Below are 22,458 nucleotides of genomic sequence, written 5' to 3' on the forward strand. Positions count from 1 at the left end.
GTATGGGGTGCCAGCTTTCCCTTATTTATTGCGATCACGCACATAGTCAGCCAGAGGGCTGAGTGCAGAGTTCTCGATTCCTGCATCTACAAGTGCTGCTTTTGCCTCTGCTATCAACTCGTCAAGGCGTGCCTTGGATTCGGCTAGACCAAGAAGCGATGGGTACGTCGCTTTTTCCCTATCCGCATCACTGCCAACTGCTTTCCCCAGCTCTTGGGCATCCCCTTCTACATTCAAGATGTCATCCTGAATTTGAAAAGCAAGACCAATACATATACCATAGCGTGTCAATGCTTCCATTTGTCCTTCGGTTGCTTCTGCGAGGTAGCCTCCCCCGCGCAAGGCTGCGATCAAGAGATCACCCGTTTTGTGACGATGGATAAATTCGAGCTGATCCAGATTAAGGCGCTTGCTCTCTCCTTCAATATCAGCCATCTGTCCGCCAACCATGCCAGTTGCTCCTGCTCGTTTTCCCAGCTCCGCAATCAGTTTCACGGTAGTGGACGCTGAAACATCGGAGCGATCCATGTATGCTTCTGCAATGTAGGCGAACGCTCTCGTCAGCAAAGCATCTCCTGCGAGAATAGCTGTTGCTTCACCGAATACTTTGTGATTCGTCGGTTTTCCGCGCCGAAGATCATCGTCGTCCATCGCGGGGAGGTCATCGTGAATCAAGGAATACGTATGTATCATTTCCAAGGCAGCCGCAAATGCCACACCCCGTTCAATCGGCTTGTCCAGTGCTTCGAGAACCGCCAACACCAGCATGGGACGCAACCTTTTTCCGCCTGCCATGAGCGAATACTTCATGGATTCATACAAGTTTTCCGGAACTCCTTGCTGCTCAAGTGCTGGCAAGAGTCTTTGTTCTATATAGTTGGTCTTCTCTACCAAATAACTCTCGAATGTATGCACGCCGATCATTATTCTCCTTCCACACGAAAAGCCTTCTGCTTTACCTGTCCGTCTTCTTCCACCAACTGGGTAATCTTCGCTTCGATTGCATCCAGCTTTTGGCCACAAATTCTGGAAAGAGTCACCCCTTCCTGATACAGCGTAATCGCTTCTTCGAGAGGAATGTCCCCTTCTTCGAGTCGATTGACGACTTCTTCCAGACGCTTCATCGCGTCTTCAAACTGCATATCAGTCTCTTGCTCCGTTTTTTTGCGAGCCATTGTGCTTCTCCTCCTCCCGATTCAATTTTTCCACACGCGCAGTTGCACTGCCATCACTTAATCGTACCATGATCTCGTCGCCCGGAGCAAACTGTTCCACCGATTTTACGAGTCTGTTATTGGAGTAAACCAGTGAGAAACCACGCTTCATGACCTTCAGGGGACTAAGCGCTTCCAACGTAGCTACACGAGCTGCGAAAGCCATTCTTTTTTGGTTGAGACGCCCCAGCATCCGCTCATCCAGGGTGGCACGAAGCTTGGTTAGATTCTTCCGTTTGTCCCCGATTTGATCAGCGAGGCGATAGCGCTTGATTTGTTCGTCTAATCTCGCATAGCGCTCGCGTCTTCGCTCCAGCAAATGCTTCATCGATTGACGCATCCGCAAATGTGCCCGATCCAATCGTTCTACGGCTTCCTCCAGCCTCCGCTCCGGTTGGCGCATCGCATACGAATTGCTCAGACGTGTCAGACGGTTTCTCTGCTCTGTCATAGTGCCACGAACCGCTCGATGCATCCGTATTTCGAGCTGCCGCACTCTCTCGACCCATTCCAAATAATGGGGTACAGCCAATTCAGCTGCGGCTGTGGGCGTAGCTGCCCGGACATCTGCTACGAAATCGGCGATCGTCACATCCGTCTCATGTCCAACAGCGGAGATGACGGGGATGAGTGAAGCAGCAATTGCCCTCGCTACGTGTTCATCATTAAACGCCCACAGCTCCTCGATGGAACCACCACCGCGCCCTACGATGAGAACATCAATGTTAGGCTGATCGTTCAAGATCCGAATAGCGGAGACAATCGATGCTGGTGCGTCCGCACCTTGGACAACTGCTGGTGAAAGTACGATCTCTGCCTGCGGATACCGTCTGCGAATCGTCGTGCAAATATCCCGGATGGCAGCTCCTGTCGGCGAAGTGACGACACCGACACGTTTGGGAAAACGCGGGAGCATCCGCTTCCTCTCCGCTGCAAATAACCCTTCTTGCGCCAATTTTTCTTTTAACTGCTCAAATGCTAAATAAAGCGAGCCCAGACCATCTGGCTGCATTTCTTTGGCGTAGAACTGATACGCGCCGTCCCGTTCATATGCGGAAATTGACCCACGTACAATCGCTTTTGCCCCATCTTTGGGCAAGAAACGCAGGAAACGGTTATAACTCGCAAACATGACGACTTTGATACGGGACTGCTTGTCCTTTAGCGTGAAATACATATGACCGCTGGAATGGTGAGTAAAATTGGAGATTTCTCCTCTCACCCATATATCTTGTAGGTGGGGTTCCTTTTCCAGCACGATCTTAATATAACGATTGAGATCACTGACTGATAAGATATCCTGCAATGCCATGCGGCCCCTCCTTTACAAAAACTTGGCTTTGCCATGCATGTAACAAGAACTATGCAAAAGAATGGATAAAGCTTATGCCTTATCCATTCTATAATATATTGCAGATTTTCTTCTATTGTTTTGCTTGCTTTTTGGCTGCCACAACCGTATTTTTTAGCAGCATCGTAATCGTCATCGGGCCAACACCGCCTGGAACCGGGGTTAAAAAGCTAGCCACTTCTTTGACCTCGTCGAACTTGACATCTCCAACCAGCTTACCCGTTTCGATGCGGTTCACACCAACGTCAATGACGACGGCGCCCGGTTTGACATGCTCCTTGCCGATCATATGAGCCCGACCAGTTGCTACCACGAGGATATCTGCCTTTTGGGTGTAATCCTCGAGATTTTGCGTACGAGAATGACACATGGTTACCGTAGCATTTTCCTGTTGCAGGAGCAATGAGACTGGCTTACCAACGATGTTGCTTCGCCCGATCACCACTGCATGCTTGCCTGCCATCGAGGTTCCTGTGCGCTTGATCAATTCAATAATCCCGTGCGGCGTGCAAGGAAGCATCGTTTCATTTCCCAATACCATGTTTCCTATGCTAATCGGATGGAAACCGTCCACATCTTTTTCAGGGGCAATGGCTTCGATTACCGCATGCTCTGAAATATGAGCAGGAAGAGGAAGCTGAACCAAAATCCCATTAACGTTCGGATTTTCGTTCAACTGTTGAATGATAATCAACAACTCTTCCTCTGTGATGTCAGCGTCCTTCATGATGATCTCGGATGAAATGCCGACTTCCTCGCAGCCTTTTGCCTTCCCACGTACATAGGAGTGAGAAGCCGGGTCGTCGCCAACAATGACAACAGTCAAACCCGGTACGATCCCTTGTTTGTTCAATTCAGCTACTTCGTTCGCCAATTCGGCCCGAATGCTCTGCGCTACTTCTTTTCCCTGGAGAATGGTTGCAGCCATGGAGAAAAAGCCTCCTTTATCAACGTCGATACGTTAAGTGTACCGATTTCCCCCTCAGCTGTAAAGCCGAATTATAAAAAGTTCGTAATTATTTAATGTTCGTCTTTTGCTTCATCCACCCCAACATAGCGACTCCATAGGCGTTGTCACCGGAGTAAACGGGGTCACAGAAGTACAGGTTCGCCTTCACAGCAGGGTGTTGCAGGCGTTTGATTAGCCTCTCACGTATGTAATAATTAGCAGCTACTCCTCCAACGATCAAGATGTCCTTCGGGTAGCCTTGCTCTACTGCATGGCGCAATGACTTTTCAAGTGTATTGGCAATACATTGCTCTGTCGCCCGTGCAATCTCAGCAGGACTCGTCTTTCCTTTCTCCACTTCACGCAAAAGCGACGCTTCTGGACCAGAAAAACTAAAGGAAAGCCCATCCACCGCAGAAGAAATCCGAAATGCACCTGTTGATTCCTTGGCTAATTGCTCCAAAGCAGGACCGGCAGGAAAGGACAGACCGAGTGCCACACCAATCCGATCCACCAGCTGCCCAGCGTGCAGATCAATCGTCCCGCCGATCTTCTCAATGGCATAACCCGCTGCATGACGCTCGCACAATAACAATTCGCTGGTGCCTCCAGACAAATGCACAGCCAAAAAGCGGTCCTCTGCCGGACGTACCTCAGCGGTATATTCCCCCGCCGCGATATGTCCCTCTTGATGAGTCGTCAAATGCATGGGAACGCGCAAATAAGTCGCCAACGATTTCGCCAAGCCCTCTCCTACCTTAAATACAGGCATATACGATCCGTCTTGCGGACGGGGCTTCTCGCTTACGCAAATCGCTGCAATCTCGTAATCCTTCCACTTCATCTCTTCACTTAGTTCCGGCAGGTTCATCACATGCTGAAAGACGGCTTCAGATTGCTGCAGTCCGCGCTTGCCCTCCTTTACTTTTAGAAGGCGTTTTGCTTCTGCGACAATTTGGCCGTCTTCCTGAGCCAAGCACAGTGATGTCCGGTAATTGCTCGTGTCGATGCCCAACATTACCTTACTCATGCTTGTATCTCCTACCTATTACGCCTGCTTGGTTTCACGCGATTGCAAGAAGCTCGACAACACACCGTTAATGTATCGGTGGGACTGCTCGTCGCTAAAGAGCTTCGCGATTTCAATCGCTTCGTTCATCACGACTTTGTCAGGAGTGTCTTGCTCGAACATGATCTCGTAAAACGCCAGACGAAGAATAGCTCGATCTACATTGGCAATCCGTTCCAATTGCCATCCACGCAGATACTTCTTGATTTCTGAATCAATCTCAGTCAAGTTTTTCATTACACCGTCGAGGAGATAACGCAAGTACTGCGCATTTTCCTCGGATTCTTCCATTACGAGGGCAACCGCATCCGTTAGCGGAACCTCTGCCATATCGATTTGGAAAAGACATTGGACTGCTTTTTCTCGTGCTGTTCGTCGTTTCATACCATTCATTCACCTACTAATTAAATTGAGCTCGGACCTTCTTTATGTCACCGAAACTTGCCTGGCAAAATTTTGTCGAGTATCTCACGCAAGTCCTCTTTATGATCGAGCTTGCGACCAATATAATAACCGGTCCCGACAAGCACAACCAAAACCAGTGTATCCCAAAATCCGGCGAGAAGGTAGATGATGCCGAAAAAAAGTCCGGCCAAAATCCCCATTAGCTTCCCCTTGTGTTCCCACAATAACTCCCACACCATGGACTTCACCTTCTATTCCACCCGTTTACGAGCCGCGTAATTTTCCTGCTGAGCTACTTCCGTCACGACAATGGCCACCTCGGAAATGACAACACCAGCAATCCCTTCGACTTGCTCCTTCACGTCAGCCTGTAGCTTCTGTGTCAGTTCAGGCAATGGCGTTTCTCCATCTACCGAAACGCGCAGGGTGATAATATTGCCGCTCTCGAGTGCTTTGACTGTCGTTTTCATATCGCGCACTCCTTTTACACGGCGGGCTGCACGCTCAGCAATGGTCTGGATCGTCTGAATCGTAATGTTAACCTCACCCAAATCACTGCGCTGACGGATTCCCCGTTCTACTTTAGGCTTGTTAGAGCGAAAAGAACTGAAAAAGAAGCGAAGGCTGACTACGAGGAAAATAATCGCGACAATGAGATAGGTGATGTTCGTACCCGCCAGCATCTGATCCACGTATGGACGGAAAAAATCTTGCGGGATCAGTCCGCTGGTAGCTGCTATCACTATGCAGGACAAAACAATGAGCGCAAAGCTGTAAATCGTCAAGATAAAGCGGTCAAACAAGTTCACAAGCACCTCTCCTTTCAGCCATGTTTGAAAAAGGAGCCAAACACGGCACGCTCCGGAAAACTCCATGAATTTACGCTGAAAGCCTAAATAAAATCAGGTTTTCAAATGAGGAAAATGCCCCCTGTTCGTAGGGGGCATCCATCCGCTGCTTGTTAGCGCACGCGCTGGTGATCTTCGACCGGTACTGGTGCCGGCGCTTTTTCTTCAGCTTTCAACTCAACATCAACGATATGTACGTTTACTTCTACTACTGAAAGGCCTGTCATGGTCTCAATCGCATTGCGTACACTATCTTGAATATTTCGAGCGACTTCCGGGATGCGATGTCCGTATTTGACAATGATAGAGACATCCACCGCTGCTTCACGGGAGCCAACCTCTACACGCACACCACGCGCTATATTTTTACGGCCTAAACGTTCAGCTATTTCTCCTACGAAACCGCCGCTCATTTGCGCCACACCTTCTACTTCGGACGCAGCCATGCCGGCGATCACTTCCAACACTTCGGGAGCGATCTGGACCTTACCAAGTTCTGTTCTATCTAAATCTGGAGTAAACTCTTCCATGCTTCGCACCTCCCTCTAATTTGTATTTCATTATACCAAGCACACCGTATTTTTACAAATCAGCCCTACTTACTCTTCATCCAGGTTCAAGTCGTAGGTTTCCAAGAATTTCGTATCGAAATTCCCGCTGACAAATACTTCGTGCTCCATTACCTTCAAATGGAATGGAATCGTCGTCGTAATACCCTCTACAACAAATTCGCTCAAGGCGCGTTTCATGCGCTCAATCGCTTCGTTACGATCCTTGCCCCACACAATCAGTTTGGCGATCATAGAGTCGTAGTATGGCGGAATGGAATATCCCGCATACGCTGCACTGTCAACGCGCACACCAAAACCGCCTGGCGCCAAATATTCCGTGATACGACCTGGCGAAGGCATGAAGTTTTTCGCAGGGTTCTCAGCATTAATACGGCATTCAATTGCCCAGCCATCCATTTGAATCTCCTCTTGTGTAAAGGACAATGGTTGACCTGCTGCTACGGTCAGCTGTTCTTTGATCAGGTCAAAGCCAGTCACCAGCTCTGTTACAGGATGCTCTACCTGAATGCGCGTATTCATTTCCATGAAGTAGAACTGTCCGTGTTTATCCAGCAAAAATTCGACAGTACCCGCTCCGTGATAGGAGACGGCTTTTGCCGCCGCAACGGCAGCCTCACCCATTTGCCTACGCAGCTCTTCACTCAAAGCTGGAGATGGAGCTTCCTCGATCAGCTTTTGGTGACGGCGTTGTATGGAGCAGTCGCGCTCACCCAAGTATACGGCATTGCCATGCTTGTCAGCCATGATTTGAATTTCCACATGTCGTGGACCTTCCACGAACTTCTCCAAGTAAACCCCTGGATTGCCAAAAGCCGTCTTCGCCTCGTTTTGCGCCTGACGGATCGCTTTTTCCAAATCTTCGTCGTTAACGGCTACGCGCATCCCGCGTCCGCCGCCACCCGCCGTCGCTTTGACCATGACAGGATAGCCGATTTCATTTGCTGTGACAACAGCGTCAATCACATCTTCGATCAGCCCTTCCGTACCAGGTACAGTCGGTACTCCTGCAGTTTTCATCGTATCCTTGGCTGTGGACTTGTCCCCCATCTTCACAATCGCTTCTGGGTCTGGACCGATAAAGGTAATGTTGCAGGCGGTACAAATCTCGGCAAAGTCAGCGTTTTCTGCCAAGAAGCCATAACCAGGATGGATGGCGTCTGCCCCTACCTTGGTCGCTACACTCATGATGTTTGCTATATTCAAATAGCTTTCCTTGGATGCCTTTGGACCAATACAGTAGGCTTCGTCGGCCAGCTTCACATGAAGCGCTTCACGATCCGCTTCGGAGTATACGGCGACCGTACGAATGCCCAGCTCGCGGCATGCCCGGATAATACGCACGGCAATCTCCCCGCGATTGGCAATCAATACTTTTTGAAACATTCCGCTCTCCCCCACCTTATTCTGGCTTCACCAAAAACAATGCTTGGCCATACTCAACCAATTGGCCGTCTTCTACGAGCACCTTCACGATCTCGCCGCTTACTTCTGCTTCGATTTCGTTAAAGAGTTTCATGGCTTCCACGATGCAAACGACTTTGCTCGCAGTCACTTTGTCACCAGCTTGTACGTAAGCCGGATTGCCTGGTTCTGGTGCGCTGTAGAAAGTCCCTACCATTGGAGATACAATCTTGTGGAGATTTGCTTCATCCGATGCTTGTACAGCTGCTGCTTTCGGAGCTTCTGCTACGACTGGCGCTGCCGCGATAACTGGCTGAGCCGGGATATGTGCTATTGGTGCTGCAACAGGAGCTTGAACCGCTGGTTGCGTTACGACAATCGTTTCCGTACCATTGGATTTTTTCAAAGACACCTTGGCACCTTCTGTTTCCAAGTTAAATTCTTGAATGGAAGATTGATCAATTAACTTAATAATTTCGCGGATTTCATGCATTTTCATTACGAACAAGCACTCCTTCTTTTCTTTCAATAAGGTTCGTGGAGTCCATTATGTATCCTTTTGGCAAACCATAAATCCATGGTAGCCTGTTGCCTATACCACGTCAAGAAAGGATTTCCCCGCTTCTTTTCCAACAGAAGCGAGAAAATCCTTACCATCATGCCCGTTTCTCCTATCCCTTATTACGAGAAAGTATCGCAGCTTTTGTTAGGATGACTTATATTGTACGTTAATGTTTGTCGCCGGGATATTCAAGTGCTGCTTCACGTTTGCAATGATTTCCACGACCTCGTTTGCGCTTAATTTATCTTTTTGTACAATGACTGTCGCCTTGTCATTTTGGACGGTAACTACCGCATCCTGATAGCCGCTCGCCTTGAGCATTTCTTCTGCAGTCATCGTAGCACTTTCCGTATTGGACAGTTCTTCAAACTTCGCCATCGCTTCTGCTACTGCCTGCGGAGAGGAATCCGTGCTGTTTACGATCGCAAGCTGCTCGTCTTTTTGTTGCGCTAGCATGGCTTCGCGTTTCATTTTGTAGCCCTGGAAAATTTCGCTCGCCGTTTCTGCAACCGGGACAACCGTGTTTGTTGCGGCTGGTTTCGCTTCTGGCGCAGCAGGAGTTTTTGCTTCCTTAGTGCCACTTGTTCCGTCTACCGGAGTTGCCTTTGGAGCTTTATCGACAGGAGTTGCTTGTGGGGCGTGATCGACTTGCTTGGATTCAACAACCACACCGGAAATTTGCTCTTGTTTCTGGACGGCTTGCTCTTGTCCTGATGTTGGAACCTGTTCTTGCGGCCCCTTCACCAAGTAATATCCGGAGAGCACAACCATGACAGCAAGCATTGTCAACAACCATACCGTTTGCTTTCGCAGAATCATTCGTCATTACCTCCTACCCTTTTTTGGGCAAAATGGATATTTTATAAGCGGGAACATCCAAAACCTTTTGTACGGCTTCAGTGATCCACGCTTTAACCTGGATGTTATCGGCCCCTTTAGCCACTACCAGGACCCCGCGGACTTTCGGCTTCAGCGTCTTCACGATGACGGGTGCATCTTGCTTCCCACCTTGGACGATGACTACTTGTTCATCTCGTGACTGGTCATTTTGATTGCGGGTTGCCTTTTCTTTGTCCATTTCCTGATTGGTTGAGGAACGAATGTTACGGTTTTTTTCCACAACCAGCTCTGGTGTTGATTCCAGATTGACCATGACCTCCACTTCGCCTACGCCGACAACAGAAGCGAGGATATCGCGAAGCTGCGTTTCGTAAATGTTTTCATATTCTGCGATGACATCCGTAGTCGGTGATCCCCCCAGTACCTGGGAGGTTACATCGCCTCCAGAGGGACCGGGTGCCTCATTCCCTATATCTCCAAATCCGAGTGGCTGATCTTTTTCCACTCTGAGAAAATCCGTCAAAATCATGATGGCTACGCCAATTCCCAATATGACGATGAAATAATGCAGCGGCTTTAGTTTTTGATTTTTGCCCTTGCTCCCCACTACGATTTTCTTCTCTTCCTGCATCGCCTCGCCTTGTTGCTTCATGAACAGCCTTTTCAGCTTTTCCCATAATTGGTTCATTGTTTTCACCTCGCTTCACTGACTGTATCCGCTACTGCTTTTCTCTTTCTTTCGATTCGTCCGTGATGACGACCTGACTCTTCGAAAGCCCCCACTCTTTCGCTACATCGTTTGTGATTTGTGCGTAAAGTGGATTGTCGTGATGGGCTGTTGCTGCAATATCTGATTTGGGATCAGGCTGTATCTCAATCGGTTCGCCAATCGTAATCTCGACAGGCTGGACAGGTTTAATCGGTTCAATCGTGCTCTGCCCTTTTTGCTCTTCCTTGTTCGTGTCAGCGACTACCAGCTCGATTCGCTCTAGGGTTGGCTGTTCCGGATTTTGCTGATTGACGGTAATCGTCACATCTTCGACAGTGACGCCGTACTGCTCTTTGACACTGGCTTTTACCGAGGACGCTACCTGCGACTGGACATAAGCGGTCATCTGTTGATTTTGTTGACCGAGCAGCTTATCAGTGATGCGCTTCCACTCTGCCGAAGCAGGCTTGTTCAGCTCTTGTTGGTAGCGATCCAGACGAAAGGCCAAATCTTCCTGCGAGAGGCTGAACAGACTGAACACGGGAGAAATGATCGTCAGCAAGAGAATCAAGCCCATCACCATTTTTACGTAGCGTTGCAGTGTCGTATTTGGCAGGATCAGATCGAGGAAGGCAGCCAAAAGGACGAGCAGGATAATTTTTTTCAACCACAGTGTTAACCACGTCATCTCATCACCTACCGAACCATCATGGAGATGTTGCCCGCCGCAATAATGATCGTAATCGCCAGAAAGAACATCAGGCCTACTGTCGCCAAAGCAGCAAAGACGAACAAAAGACTTTTCCCAATCGTACCTAACGCACTGATGATTGGGCTGTTTCCAAGCGGTTGGAGAACGGCAGATGACAGATTGTAGATCAGAGCCAGTACCAGTATCTTCAAAGCCGGAAACGCGCAAAGTATGATCAGGATCAAAACTCCTGCCAAGCCAACGGCATTTTTGACCAGAAGCGAGGCATTGAGTACGGTATCTGCCGCATCGGAGAACACACGACCTACTATCGGGATAAAATTGCCCGTGATGTATTTCGCTGTTCGGAGAGTGACCCCGTCCGCAACTGCTGAAGTCGCTCCCTGTATGGAAATGATGGCGAGAAAAATCGTCAGAAATGAGCCAAGGACACCCATTGCAATATTGCGAAGCAAGGTCGCTAATTGCGTTACTTTATACCTCTCTGAAAACAGACTGACGATAGAGAGCATGGCTGAGAGAAACAGTAGCGGAAACACGACGTACGAGATCATCATGCCACTGGTGTTGATCATGAAGATAATCAGCGGGTGAAACATCGTGGCTGATGCCAAATTCCCTACTGAAGCAAGCAGCGCGATGACGAGTGGGATCATAGCCAGCATGAAATCAGACATGTTCGCGATTGCGTCTTTGGCATAAGTAATGGCGACATGAAAGCTATTGATCGCAAGTACCATCAAGACGAGATAAGCAATCGAGTACGCCACTGTTGACACCGCATTACGTTCAAAGGCGTTCTGCATCGTTTCGAGAATCATCGCGAAGACCGTAATGATAATAATGGAGCTGAGCAGCTTGCCATTCATCAAAATCTCATGAAAGATGAACTTGCCCATTCCTTGCAGCACTCCTGAAACACTGAAGTCACCTTGCTGCATGAGGATTTGGATAAAGCCTTGCGATTTCAAGTCGGGCAAATACCCTTTATAGTCGCGCTGCAACTGTTGCCAGTACTGCTCGACTCGGTCTAGCTGCAAGTGATCGACCTGTTGTTGCACGATTTGATTGATCGGACCGGCCGCGGGTGTCACAGCAGCAGACACGGCAACTGGAAACAAGGCAAGGAGCAGGAACAAGAACAGGATCAGCTTGAAAGTGTGTGCCATGGACATCCCACCTCCCTTATGCCGGCAACAAGTCGATCACTGTTTCGATAATGATTTGGATGATCGGTACAGCCATAACCAGGATGAGAACTTTGCCAGCGAGCTCGATTTTCGAAGCAATCGCACCTTGTCCAGCATCTCGGGTCATCTGTGCACCGAATTCAGCAATGTAGGCAATTCCAATGATTTTTAGAATCGTTTCCAGAAACACAAGGTTCAAATCTGCTTGAACCGCCAATCTTTCCAAAACCCGAATGACATCTGCTATTTTTCCGACGAGAAAGTAAAAGATGATGACTCCGCTCGCGATCGCCAGCAAAAAGGCGAACATCGGCTTCTGTTCCTTAATGACTAGCGCGAGAATCGTAGCCACCAGTCCTAGTCCGACTATTTGTACAATCTCCATCTGGAGCCCCTCCTCAGTTGAACAGGAAGACGCGTTTTACCTCGGAGAACAAGTCGCCGATGTAATGGGACACCATGTACAGGACAATGATGAATCCGACCAGAGTTGCCCAATGCGCAATATCTTCCTTGCCCGCCTGCTTCAGGACCGTATGCAGGATGGCTGTTATGAAACCTACTGCTCCTATCTGGAATACAGGTGTCAAATCAAAATCCACTGTGAACACCTCGCCTTTAGAACATCAGGATGACGACCAAGAGTCCACCTAAAAAGCCTAAACTCTTGTACATTTTTTCGTACTTTTCCTGTTCTGCACGAGCTTCCTCTTCCAGCCCTCGCAGGTGGGTGACAGCTAGGCGCAAATGCTTTTGCTGGTCTTCCCGATCGGATGATCCGAGTACCTGACCTAGACTCTCAAGCACCTCTCGCTCTTGTCTTCGCAAGGCGGTCTGTGTCCAGAGTCTGTTCATTGCTTGTTGCAAGGCTTCCTCAGCCGAATGCGCCTTTTCTGTTTGCAAGAATTCAGCGGCTAAAACAAATACTTTCCCTACCTCTTCAGAGACGCGATGACCGACCTTCACAAACGCCCGCTGTAATGGGGTCATCCCAAAAACGATTTCCGTTTCGAGCATTTGCAGAGCAACGAGCAGAGCCCGAAGCTGAACGGGACGATTCGCGTAATACTTGCCGATCTGCCAACCAACCATCGACGCCGAAAACAGGATGAGTACGGCTCCCATCAGCTTGACCATGCAACCTTCTCCCTTTCAACCAGGTTCATGCTTTGATCGTAGATGGCCTGGATCGTTCCGACACCTTTAGCGCGGCTGAGTACGATATAACGTGAAAAGGCTCCATATCGAATCAGCTTGCCCAGCATGGGGCGTTCGGCCACTTCCTTGACGCTTGCTCCATGCGCCGAGCAAATGACGGCTACACCTGCATGAATCGCTTCCCAGACAGCATCGCCATCTTCTGCTCTTCCCACCTCGTCCACAATCAGAACATCAGGAGACATGGAACGAATCAGCATCATCATCCCCGCAGCCTTTGGGCAAGCATCCAGTACATCCGTCCTCGGTCCGACGTCTCGTTGAGGAACTCCTTGCAAGCATCCCGCCAATTCAGAACGCTCGTCCACAATTCCTACCTTGCGACTTGAAGACCACTCGCTCCCGTAGCTGATAGTTCGCGCCATATCACGCAGCAAGGTTGTCTTCCCGCACTGAGGTGGGGAGATGAGCAGCGTGTTCAGCAAGTTGCCATCTTCAAACAAATACGGCATGACCTTCTTGGCCGCGCCTTTTTTCTCGCGGGCAATCCGGATGTTGAAGCTGGTCACATCTCTGATTCCTTTCACTTCTCCCTTGTCCAGCACCACTTTTCCCGCAATGCCAATGCGATGACCGCCAACCACCGTGATGTAGCCCCTTTTCAACTCTTCTTCCAAGGCATAGAGAGAATGCTGGCTGACCTGGTTTAAGAGCTTTGCAGCCTCTTCTGCTGAAAACAGCCATCCTTGAGCGGGTATGGAAGTGATTTGCCCCGATGATGTCACGTAGCTAGATTGTTGGCCAAACCGGACTTCTAGCGGCTGGCTTTGCCGAAGCCGAATCTCTTCCAGATTCTCTCTTACCGCGATAGGAAGGGCCGTCAAAATCGTGCGTAATGTTGCTGGCAATATCACCAAGATCTCATTCATCAGGTACCCTCCTTTTGCAGCATTCTGCCTTTGTCCACTCTGACTTACCTCCATCCTATGCGGAGGTGGACGGGTTTTATGCAAAAAAAATAGCTTGCTCTCGTGCTAGAAACGCGAGTGCAAGCTTTTCCTATAGGGATCATCGATTATCCGTTTTCTTATTATCCACCGGCTCTATTACATAGTGTCTGAAACCTTCCTCATCTTTGCCCTCATGCAGATAGATTTCTTTCTGGCAGCTAGGGCATGCGAACTCGTAGGTCGTATCGAGATGGGGATCGACTTGTCCTTCATATAGTTGCGCGTCTTCATCATCATCCAAATCGTAGAATGTCGCGTACTCGTCGTCATCGTCCTCACAATCGACAACGGTTTCATACAAGTCATCCTCATCTTCAAAAAGGTAGAGCTCAATATCCTCCAAATCTTCATCCAAGGCCTCCACATAATCCTCGGCCTCTTCCACTCGCGCGTGAAGCTCTCGTAGCTGACCTTCTACTTCATTTAGAATCTCAATCATCTCTACCATCACTTTTCCTTCAGGGCTCTTCTCACCCACTTCCAACCCATCTGCCAACCCTAGCAAGTATGCGATTCGATTCGCCAATGATTCTGGCATCCACATTCCCTCCCATCCAATCTCTCCCACATATCCTTCCCCATCGTGTCTGGATTTACCAATGGAAGGAAATGGGTAACTATTTGCGGACGCCAATCAGGATGCAGGAGATCCCCACCAGAATCCAAGCGATTTTGGCAAAGCTTACCCGATCTGACATGCCTAATAAGCCGATTGTCGTAGTGGTGATCAAGATGATCGGCCCAACGATCGCAAGCCCTGAATTAATGAGCAGTGCTTTTTCGACCTGGTTCACTTTTAAAATGAGCAAAGCTGCAATGATCTCGATACTGCCTGAGAAGACCCTAAGTGCCGCCATACCCATAATTGCTTTTTCCAACATACCGTCTCGTCCTCCCCTCCTTTCACTCTATGCCTGTACCACTTCATTTCAGCACTTTTTGCACCACCTCTATAGGCGTTTGCCCTCACTCCTCCCCTCAACTAGGCATACACTGAACCATACGCCTAGAAGAAATGAGGAACTTGCCGATGGTAGAGTGTGATCAATCGTTTTTGCCTGACAGCTGGGCAAACCCGTCCGGGCGAATACGAGAGAAGCCCCGTGTGAAGGGCTTAACCATGGTCATTGACAAAGGCCTTGGACTTACCGCATATTCCGACTTATTAGCGCTGGCTGCTCCTTATATCGATCTATACAAACTCGGTTTTGGCACCATCGCTCTGTACCCACTCGAAATACTCAACCAAAAATTGACCCTCGCAAAACAAAATGGCGTACACATCATGCCAGGAGGAACTTTTTTTGAAATTGCCATTCAGCACAATACGATTGCAGAGTACATGAAGTTGATTCACTCTCTCGGTTTTACTGCGGTAGAAATATCCGATGGGACGTTCCCTTTAACCTTCGCACAGCGTCAGGAAGCCATCAATTACGCTCTAGACAATGATCTGGTGGTCTACACTGAGGTCGGAAAAAAAGAGGCCGATTATCGCACATGTAGAGAGGAATTGCTGGAGACGCTCAGTTTCGATCTGCACAATGGTGCCAGTCACGTTATTGTGGAAGCGAGAGAGAGTGGTACTGTAGGTGTTTGTGATGAAGATGGCAAGATTGACGATGCCTTTGTTCGAGACATTGTCAAAGCAGCCAATGAAAAAGCCTCCCGACTGATCTGGGAAGCCCCACAAAAAGATCAACAGGTCTGCTTCATCAAAGCCATTGGCAGCGACGTTAATCTCGGAAATATTGCCTATACAGATGTATTCTCTGTGGAGACGCTACGGCGAGGATTGCGCGGCGATACAGCCCTTCTCATGGAGAAAGGGAGGTGTTTTCCGTGCGAATAGAAGTGGTGCCGACCGTGGAAGAAATTCGTTTTGAACAGATCAGTAAACATGTTGTCATCGTCATCGATGTGCTTCGTGCCTCCAGTACGATTGTCACCGCATTAGGCAATGGATTTCGTAGCGTAATCCCGGTCGAAACAATTGGGCAAGCGAACTCCCTTCGCGCTAACGACTGTATTTTGGCTGGCGAACGCCACTGCAAGAAAATCCCGGAATTCGACTGCAACAACTCACCAACCGAAATCGCAGCTCTGGGGAAAACGGGGAGCCAGCTTATTCTCACCACGACGAATGGGACTCGCGCGATCCAAAAAGCAGAACGTGCCCATGCTCTTTTGATTGGCTGCTTTTTGAATGCCACTGCATGCATCAAGCACGCCCTCTCGCATCACCTCGATATTACCTTGTACTGCGCGGGTACCCGGTCGGAATTTGCGCTGGAGGACGGTCTGGCTGCCGGCTTGATGATCGCGCAGGCACAGCAATCGCTGCCAAGCATCCAAATTTGCGATCTGGGTGAAGTTCTGAAGGCGAGCTACCTTTACTATGCTGGAAAACTAAGTGAGCTACTGCCCCACACAACTACAGGAAAAAGACTCGTCCAGCATCATCACACCAATGATTTACGGTACTGCTCCCAAGTTGATCAGTATCAAATCGTTCCTTACATCAAGGAGAAACGCATACTCCCACACCTTGTCTCATAATGTGAAAGGAGAACAGGGACAGGGGTTTTGATGCCAATGATGTCTGGAGAAGTGATGCTTGTCATCCTGATCGTTATCGGTCTTATTGGGCGCTCACCAATTATTGCGACTGCCGCGAGTATATTGTTGGTGTTGAAGCTAACGGCACTGGAGCGCTTTTTTCCAACGGTAGAACGTCGCGGATTGGAGCTCGGCCTGCTCTTTTTGACCATTTCCGTGCTGGTTCCATTCGCCAGCGAAAAAATATCGTGGAAAGACGTCACACCTCTCTTCACTACGGTCGTCGGCTTAACCGCACTGGCTGGTGGGGCCATTGCAACCTGGATGAATGGAAAAGGACTCGATTTGCTGCGAACAGAGCCGCATATGATTGTTGGGCTCGTGATTGGCTCGATTATTGGCATTGTGTTTTTTCGGGGTATTCCCGTCGGACCTTTGATGGCTGCTGGTATTACTGCCTTCGTGTTGAAGCTGTGGGAGTGGTTTGGAAGCAGATAGAAAGTGAAATCCCCCTCTTTTACATAGGAGGGGGATTTGTCTATGTTGTTTTTAGCGTTTAGCGTTGTTTGATGTCTCAAAAGGAACTTCCCAGTTGAGGTCTTGATATTGGCGTTGTTGGATAGGGTGAGACAGCTTTAATTCTTTCGGCTGTTTTTCAAGGTCGCGGATGAAGAATGTTCCTGTAACATGCACTCTTCCATCCTTACCTCTTGTATATGTTGTTCCGTTAAGAGATACATTGTATGTTTGTTTGGACTCATCCAGTGCCGACCATTCAGTCGTGTAAACGATCCCTTCTGGCAGTATAGCCGAGAACGGAATCAGTGCACCTTTTCCAAAATAGGTCTCATTCCCAATTTTTTCTTCGTCCTCCGTTGTTTTTAAGGTAAAGCCCGTTAAGGTATAGGTACTGTCATTGTTCGTCAAGCTCACCTTATCCTTTAACAAGGTATCCACCGGGATGGTTGCCTGAAATTGCGATGGCTCATACAGGTACAGGGAATGCATTTTCAATTTGTACGTTTGATCCTTTGCTAGCGGAGTTATCCCATTCCATTTCGTAACTCCTTTGCCGTCATCATGCACTTTTCCTCGATACGAATGCTTTACGTTGTTCTTTCGGATTTGGTTGAGTTCTTCATGCATGGCATCGTCCCATCCTGCTACTACATTCCCTTTTTCATCAAATATTTGGAATGCTACTCCCATGTCGATAAAATACCTCTCCATCCTCTCCGCTTCTGTAAACACACCTGTTTTTGGCTCTTTTACAATCCAACCGTTTTGCTCTTTCCATTTTTGGATTTGTTCTTCTCTTTCTTTTGTCCAGTTAATTTCCATTTCCATCATACTCGTGCTCGGTACCGTCATAATGTTTTGCAACATGATCTGGATCCCGTGCGGTGTCATATATTTTTGTCCGACCTCTGTATAGTTTGCCACTGCCCTTGCCTTTTTCATATCTACTGGAAACTCTACTTTCCAGCTACCTTCTTTCCCACCCAACATGCTTGCTTCGACACCGACGATCATCTCATCTGGTAATGACTTGCTATCTTTCAGAAATCGGAAAATATCATGGCTGACGACAAGATATTCTTCTTCTTCACCGTAGGAATAGCCCCCTCCCCCAGGATTTAGGTCTTCACCTGATTTTGTTTTGTAAGTAAGGGACAATGCGTCTTTTTCCGGATCAAACGGGATACGCTTGCCATTTTGATCCACGATATTTGCAATGATCGCCATCCGCGCCGGGTCTGCAACGACTTCTTTGACAACCAGTGTAATTCCTTGATCCGTTGCACTTTTATTGATTGCTTGGGCATAGCCATTCTCTGCTGCCTGCTTCATTCCTTGATCGACACCTTTTATCTGTTGGATGACACTGTTTACATAGCTCGCAAACGTCGGGGATACCATCGAACCAAATGTTATGATTGCCGTGACACTCGCTACGGCTAACGCAGTTTTCTTCAAAATGTTTACACTCCTTTTTTTCCAATCTGGTTTTGGCTTTGGCAATTTTACTTGCTCTAACGCCGTCATCACCTGGGCAGTAAAATCTGTGGGCAACGCGCTTGGCGCGTGCAGGCTCGGGAACTCCTCGCTGCTATCCTCTTCCTCCATCATCTGCCGCTGACAGAGCAGGCACTCTTCGACATGTCGTTCCAGCAGTCTAGCTTCACTTGCAGATAGCTCACCAGTCAAATACTTGCGCAACTCTTCAGTTTTGGAGCAATTCATAGATAGCAGCACCTCCTGACATTTCTTGCGCGATACTAGCCCGGAGCTTTTTCTTTGCGTGATGGATACGCATTTGTACAGTTGTAACCGGAACATGCAAAATCTCGCTAATCTCTTTGTAGCTCATCTGTTCCAAGTATTTCAGCAAAAACACAACGCGGTATTCTTCACCCAACGCCATGATTTGCTGCTGCAAGGTATCTTGCTTTTCTTTTTCCAGATAAGCTTTTTCGGGTGTATCGGATTCAATCAGCCGTGTCTCTTCCAAAGGTGTTTTGGCGTAGTGCTTGTTCTTGCGCCACGCGTCTATACACAAGTTGGACGCAATCCGATACAGCCAGGCCAAAAAAGCATCTGTCGGCTTATACTTATCCAGTTGACAGTACGCTTTGATGAAAGCCTCTTGTGTCAGGTCTTGGGCATCCTGCTGCTGTCCCGTCATTCGATAAAGATAGCTGTATAATCGATCTTTGTACTTGTCGACCAGGTGCGCGTAGGCATCCCGATTCCCTGTTTGTACCTGTTGAATGAGCAACCAATCATCCTGCAAAAGAAATCCTCCCATTTCAAAAAAGTTCGCTGCGCAGCGTTCGTTTTGGCAGGTTCATTTGGATTAACGGATCATTTTGGATTTTCTTTCCATGAATGAATGCATTTTTTAAAAAAGTTTGAGTCAACATAGTGGAGGAGAAGAAAAAGCACAGTTCTCTTCGACTCTGACACGCCAGCATGGGGGATTCACTGGCCGTCTCCACTTAAAAAAGGGGACCGTCGAGCCAAAGCCACCCTACGGGCGGAAGTTTCTCAAGGAAGAAGTGTTCGACAAGCGTGGTCCCCTTTTTTAAGTTCCGACTGGGTAGGCGTTGTCAAGGTCTACGAGCCCTGTGCTTTTTCTTCTCACCAGCTTTGTTGGTGGATTGATACCTTCCAAAAATAAAACCGCCCTTGAAAAAGGCGGTCGAGTTCCATCCATCACTTCCATGAATGGTAGATATTTTCCGCATATTTAGTAATAGCTTCATCGTAGTTGGGATACGAATATCCGAGACTTTCTGCCACCGCTCTGGCGTACTTTCGAAATAGATCATAGCAAGTGAATAACGATTCCCACATGTCTGCGTAGCCATTTTCGCGATAAGTGGATAGTAATGTTTCCCAATCTTCTTTTGGAAGATGGTGATCGATAAATTTGTAGTTTTTCCCGACACTGAAGGTAAATCCTTTCTCACATCCGATTTGCCATGCCATCATTCGGAGCAAATTCGGTCGGGCAATTTCGTTTAGATGGTCAATCGCAAACAAGATTTCTTTTCTCGCCAGACCTTTGACCACGTAAGTAGAGACCATCCAAAATTCATTGCAGCAGTCATCGAACTCTCTAGCAGTTGGCTTCCGGGTCCAATATTGATGATCGGAAGCGAGCACCTCTTGTTTGATAAGTTCGTCCTTATCTAGCAAAACCTCAACCAAGCCGTCGCTATCTGCAAAATATTGCTCTGTCTCGTCAATCGGAATCAGCGTCAGATCTACTTTATTTCCATCCTCAAATAGCATGAGATAGGAAAACCAATTTCCTAATTCGGACGGAAAAAGCTCCATATCCTCCGGCTTTTGCATCATGATCCGATCCCCAAAAATATTAAGCCATTGATCATTTTCCTTGAAAGAATCCATCTCTGTCACAAAATACGAAATATCATAATCCTGAAATGAATCAGCGGATATATTTTTGTTCGTGCGTGATCCTTCCAAGGTTACTAAGCGGATTCGATCATCCTTCCTGGCGAAATCGATCAGCATGCTCATCATTTCTTGTTCCGTTCTCAATGCGGTACCCCTCCACCCTACTATTTCTTTGTACCACTTAATGTAGTGTAATTGCTTGACACTCCCCATGCCTAAAGGCGGGGGATTCTTGGGTAGTCACCCCTAACGGAGTGAATTTTACCAAGCTATCCCTGTGTGTCCCACAGTTTAGTTGACTACGCCAACAATCGAAGTCCTTCTTGCTCAATATTGATAGCAGCGTTTTGGTCACGATCATGTTGTATGCCACAGTTCGGACATATCCAACTGCGCAAGTTGAGACTTTTCACTTCTTTGTTGCGGTATCCACAGTTTGGAGTTGAGCAGAGCTGGCTTGAAGGAAATTGTTTTCCAACAATGGAGACCTTTCTTCCATACCATTCTGCCTTATACTCCAGCATCGTACGAAACATCGACCACGAAGCATCTGCAATGGATTTGGCTAACTTGTGATTTTTGATCATATTTTCCACTTGCAAGTCCTCCAAACAGATCACTTGGCTTTCGTTGATCAGCTTGGTTGACAGCTTGTGTAGGAAATCGTTACGGGTGTTTGCAATTTTTTCGTGGAGTCGAGCTACTTTGATACGCGCCTTGTTCCGGTTGTTGCTGCCTTTTTGTCTACGAGATTGAATCCGTTGCCACTTCACCAGTTGTTTTTCATACTTGCGATAGTATTTGGGGTTTGCCACCTTCTCACCAGTAGAGAGAATAGCGAAATCCTTGATCCCAAGGTCAATCCCAACTGTTTGTTCTACTTTTGGGAGTAATTTACTCTCTGTTTCACACAATACGGACACAAAGTATTTACCTGAAGGATTACATCTAATCGTAGCCGATAGGATTCGCCCTTCAACTTCTCTGGATTTAGCAAACGATACCCATCCCAGCTTAGGAAGTTTGATGCGATTCCCTTCTATTTTGATGTTCATCTTGCATGTATAGGATTGCTTTGGGTTCTTCTTGCTCTTGAATTTGGGATAGCCTTTTTTCTCTTTGAAAAACTTTTTGTATGAGGAGTCCAAATCTTTTAAGGTTGATTGCAGGGCAGTGGAGTCCACTTCTTTCAACCATTCGATTTCTTTTTTGAGTTGCGTGAGCAAAGCAGAACAGTCATTGTAATTCAGCGTTTTGTTTTCTTGTTCGTAAGCATCTTTTCGTTTCGCAAGAAAGTGATTGAATACAAAGCGAGTACATCCAATTGTCTTGTTGATGAGCGTTGCTTGTTCTTTGTTTGGATACAAACGGAATTTGTAGGCTCTGTGCAAGTTCAATCATTCCTTTCTTTTTGAGACTCCATGTATTTCTTAATCACATCGAGTTGCACCGTGCCAACCGTTGCAACAAAGTAGGAGTTTGTCCATAGCGAGGGAAGTCTGCTTTTGAGATGTCTAAATTCCATCCGCAACACTCTGGATGTATAGCCCTTCAAATGTTTTACGACTCGGTGGATTCCGAATTGCGGATCGCATTTGATGAGCAAATGAACATGATCAGGCATGATTTCCATTTCAATAACTTCCGCACGTAGTTCCACTGCCTTTTCAAGAAACAACTCTTTTAATCGAATGTCTACTGGCTCTTTCAAAACCTTTTTACGATACTTCGGACAAAAAACAACGAGATATTTACAGTCAAATACGACATTATGGTTACTTTCCACTGATCTACTCAAAACCATCACCTATGGTTAATTATACCACTTCGTTAGATAGAGAAGACATATCTAACAGAGATCTGCAAAAAAAGGACTATTTTTGTTTGCTCTTAGCACCCCCTACAGGGGATGCAGAGCAAAGTGCCTTATATCCCCATAGCTAAAGCAAGGGGTTTTACGGCACGAGTGATAAAAAAAAGCT

The 22,458-nt window shown here is 47.7% G+C and carries 29 protein-coding genes; 3 read left to right on the plus strand and 26 right to left on the minus strand.

Going from position 1 to position 22,458, the window contains the following annotated elements; all coding sequences use genetic code 11:
• Positions 1-21: 21 nt before the first annotated feature.
• The 21 genes from C7R93_RS04345 to C7R93_RS04445 all read right to left on the minus strand — a co-directional run bounded on the left by C7R93_RS04345 (position 22) and on the right by C7R93_RS04445 (position 14,871).
• Entirely contained in the window at positions 22-924 is a 903-nt protein-coding gene (locus C7R93_RS04345; RefSeq protein WP_106837632.1) for a polyprenyl synthetase family protein, read from the minus strand.
• Positions 924-1,175 (minus strand): exodeoxyribonuclease VII small subunit, encoded by a 252-nt coding sequence (xseB, locus tag C7R93_RS04350; protein WP_007725705.1) that lies wholly within the window; start codon positions 1,173-1,175, stop codon positions 924-926. Before xseB ends, C7R93_RS04345 begins: the two co-directional genes overlap by 1 nt.
• Positions 1,144-2,526, minus strand: a complete 1,383-nt coding sequence (gene xseA / locus C7R93_RS04355; protein ID WP_106837633.1) for an exodeoxyribonuclease VII large subunit — start codon at positions 2,524-2,526, stop codon at positions 1,144-1,146. The genes xseB and xseA overlap by 32 nt, the downstream gene beginning before the upstream one ends.
• A gap of 112 nt (positions 2,527-2,638) precedes the next feature.
• Entirely contained in the window at positions 2,639-3,493 is an 855-nt protein-coding gene (folD, locus tag C7R93_RS04360; RefSeq protein ID WP_106837634.1) for a bifunctional methylenetetrahydrofolate dehydrogenase/methenyltetrahydrofolate cyclohydrolase FolD, read from the minus strand.
• A gap of 88 nt (positions 3,494-3,581) precedes the next feature.
• Positions 3,582-4,544: a tRNA (adenosine(37)-N6)-threonylcarbamoyltransferase complex transferase subunit TsaD gene (locus tag C7R93_RS04365; protein WP_106837635.1), complete on the minus strand. Its 963-nt coding sequence runs from the start codon at positions 4,542-4,544 to the stop codon at positions 3,582-3,584.
• A gap of 18 nt (positions 4,545-4,562) precedes the next feature.
• Positions 4,563-4,967, minus strand: a complete 405-nt coding sequence (gene nusB / locus C7R93_RS04370) for a transcription antitermination factor NusB (protein ID WP_167402429.1) — start codon at positions 4,965-4,967, stop codon at positions 4,563-4,565.
• Positions 4,968-5,014: 47 nt separating this feature from the next.
• Positions 5,015-5,227, minus strand: coding sequence for a DUF2273 domain-containing protein (locus C7R93_RS04375; protein WP_106837637.1), 213 nt, complete (start codon positions 5,225-5,227; stop codon positions 5,015-5,017).
• A gap of 12 nt (positions 5,228-5,239) precedes the next feature.
• A complete protein-coding gene (gene amaP / locus C7R93_RS04380; protein WP_106837638.1) occupies positions 5,240-5,797 on the minus strand; it encodes an alkaline shock response membrane anchor protein AmaP in 558 nt (185 codons plus the stop codon).
• Between the two features lie 152 nt (positions 5,798-5,949).
• Positions 5,950-6,366, minus strand: a complete 417-nt coding sequence (locus tag C7R93_RS04385; protein WP_106837639.1) for an Asp23/Gls24 family envelope stress response protein — start codon at positions 6,364-6,366, stop codon at positions 5,950-5,952.
• A gap of 69 nt (positions 6,367-6,435) precedes the next feature.
• Positions 6,436-7,791: an acetyl-CoA carboxylase biotin carboxylase subunit gene (gene accC / locus C7R93_RS04390; protein WP_106837640.1), complete on the minus strand. Its 1,356-nt coding sequence runs from the start codon at positions 7,789-7,791 to the stop codon at positions 6,436-6,438.
• A 16-nt stretch (positions 7,792-7,807) separates the two neighbouring features.
• The gene (gene accB / locus C7R93_RS04395; RefSeq protein WP_106837641.1) at positions 7,808-8,308 is read right to left on the minus strand and encodes an acetyl-CoA carboxylase biotin carboxyl carrier protein; all 501 of its coding nucleotides are present in this window, start codon (positions 8,306-8,308) and stop codon (positions 7,808-7,810) included.
• A gap of 207 nt (positions 8,309-8,515) precedes the next feature.
• Entirely contained in the window at positions 8,516-9,190 is a 675-nt protein-coding gene (locus tag C7R93_RS04400; RefSeq protein WP_106837642.1) for a SpoIIIAH-like family protein, read from the minus strand.
• A 13-nt stretch (positions 9,191-9,203) separates the two neighbouring features.
• Positions 9,204-9,899, minus strand: coding sequence for a stage III sporulation protein AG (spoIIIAG, locus tag C7R93_RS04405; RefSeq protein ID WP_106837643.1), 696 nt, complete (start codon positions 9,897-9,899; stop codon positions 9,204-9,206).
• Positions 9,900-9,930: 31 nt separating this feature from the next.
• Positions 9,931-10,608, minus strand: a complete 678-nt coding sequence (spoIIIAF, locus tag C7R93_RS04410) for a stage III sporulation protein AF (RefSeq protein ID WP_106837644.1) — start codon at positions 10,606-10,608, stop codon at positions 9,931-9,933.
• Between the two features lie 8 nt (positions 10,609-10,616).
• Positions 10,617-11,801, minus strand: a complete 1,185-nt coding sequence (gene spoIIIAE / locus C7R93_RS04415; RefSeq protein WP_106837645.1) for a stage III sporulation protein AE — start codon at positions 11,799-11,801, stop codon at positions 10,617-10,619.
• A gap of 16 nt (positions 11,802-11,817) precedes the next feature.
• Positions 11,818-12,207, minus strand: coding sequence for a stage III sporulation protein AD (gene spoIIIAD / locus C7R93_RS04420; RefSeq protein WP_007725724.1), 390 nt, complete (start codon positions 12,205-12,207; stop codon positions 11,818-11,820).
• Between the two features lie 13 nt (positions 12,208-12,220).
• Entirely contained in the window at positions 12,221-12,424 is a 204-nt protein-coding gene (gene spoIIIAC, locus C7R93_RS04425; protein WP_007725726.1) for a stage III sporulation protein AC, read from the minus strand.
• Between the two features lie 16 nt (positions 12,425-12,440).
• Complete coding sequence (gene spoIIIAB, locus C7R93_RS04430) at positions 12,441-12,959, minus strand: stage III sporulation protein SpoIIIAB (RefSeq protein WP_106837646.1); 519 nt, start codon at positions 12,957-12,959, stop codon at positions 12,441-12,443.
• Complete coding sequence (gene spoIIIAA, locus C7R93_RS04435) at positions 12,947-13,909, minus strand: stage III sporulation protein AA (RefSeq protein ID WP_106837647.1); 963 nt, start codon at positions 13,907-13,909, stop codon at positions 12,947-12,949. Before spoIIIAA ends, spoIIIAB begins: the two co-directional genes overlap by 13 nt.
• 139 nt (positions 13,910-14,048) lie before the next feature.
• Positions 14,049-14,528, minus strand: coding sequence for a CD1247 N-terminal domain-containing protein (locus tag C7R93_RS04440; protein ID WP_106837648.1), 480 nt, complete (start codon positions 14,526-14,528; stop codon positions 14,049-14,051).
• A 79-nt stretch (positions 14,529-14,607) separates the two neighbouring features.
• On the minus strand, positions 14,608-14,871 hold the full coding sequence (locus C7R93_RS04445; protein WP_007725730.1) for a YqhV family protein: 264 nt from the start codon (positions 14,869-14,871) through the stop codon (positions 14,608-14,610).
• A 149-nt stretch (positions 14,872-15,020) separates the two neighbouring features.
• Between C7R93_RS04445 and comA the strand changes: the two genes are divergently transcribed.
• The 3 genes from comA to C7R93_RS04460 are packed head-to-tail and all read left to right on the plus strand — an operon-like array spanning position 15,021 to position 17,047.
• Positions 15,021-15,842, plus strand: a complete 822-nt coding sequence (gene comA, locus C7R93_RS04450) for a phosphosulfolactate synthase (protein WP_106837649.1) — start codon at positions 15,021-15,023, stop codon at positions 15,840-15,842.
• Complete coding sequence (locus C7R93_RS04455; protein WP_106837650.1) at positions 15,833-16,549, plus strand: 2-phosphosulfolactate phosphatase; 717 nt, start codon at positions 15,833-15,835, stop codon at positions 16,547-16,549. Before comA ends, C7R93_RS04455 begins: the two co-directional genes overlap by 10 nt.
• 36 nt (positions 16,550-16,585) lie before the next feature.
• Positions 16,586-17,047 carry a DUF441 domain-containing protein gene (locus C7R93_RS04460; RefSeq protein WP_106837651.1) on the plus strand — a complete coding sequence of 154 codons (462 nt, stop codon included), beginning with the start codon at positions 16,586-16,588 and terminating at the stop codon, positions 17,045-17,047.
• A gap of 51 nt (positions 17,048-17,098) precedes the next feature.
• On the opposite strand, the gene C7R93_RS04465 is transcribed toward C7R93_RS04460, so the two are convergent.
• The 5 genes from C7R93_RS04465 to tnpA form a co-directional block, all read right to left on the minus strand.
• Positions 17,099-18,793, minus strand: a complete 1,695-nt coding sequence (locus C7R93_RS04465) for a DUF4179 domain-containing protein (RefSeq protein ID WP_106837652.1) — start codon at positions 18,791-18,793, stop codon at positions 17,099-17,101.
• Complete coding sequence (locus tag C7R93_RS04470) at positions 18,774-19,343, minus strand: RNA polymerase sigma factor (protein ID WP_106837653.1); 570 nt, start codon at positions 19,341-19,343, stop codon at positions 18,774-18,776. The genes C7R93_RS04465 and C7R93_RS04470 overlap by 20 nt, the downstream gene beginning before the upstream one ends.
• Before the next feature lie 422 nt (positions 19,344-19,765).
• Positions 19,766-20,620 carry an aminoglycoside 6-adenylyltransferase gene (gene ant(6), locus C7R93_RS04475; RefSeq protein ID WP_106837654.1) on the minus strand — a complete coding sequence of 285 codons (855 nt, stop codon included), beginning with the start codon at positions 20,618-20,620 and terminating at the stop codon, positions 19,766-19,768.
• A gap of 155 nt (positions 20,621-20,775) precedes the next feature.
• Positions 20,776-21,867, minus strand: coding sequence for an IS200/IS605 family element RNA-guided endonuclease TnpB (gene tnpB, locus C7R93_RS04480; protein WP_106837655.1), 1,092 nt, complete (start codon positions 21,865-21,867; stop codon positions 20,776-20,778).
• 2 nt (positions 21,868-21,869) lie between these two features.
• A complete protein-coding gene (gene tnpA, locus C7R93_RS04485) occupies positions 21,870-22,274 on the minus strand; it encodes an IS200/IS605 family transposase (RefSeq protein WP_146142406.1) in 405 nt (134 codons plus the stop codon).
• Between the last annotated feature and the right edge of the window lie 184 nt (positions 22,275-22,458).

Source organism: Brevibacillus fortis (assembly GCF_003013395.1).
Classification (GTDB): Bacteria; Bacillota; Bacilli; order Brevibacillales; family Brevibacillaceae; genus Brevibacillus; species Brevibacillus fortis.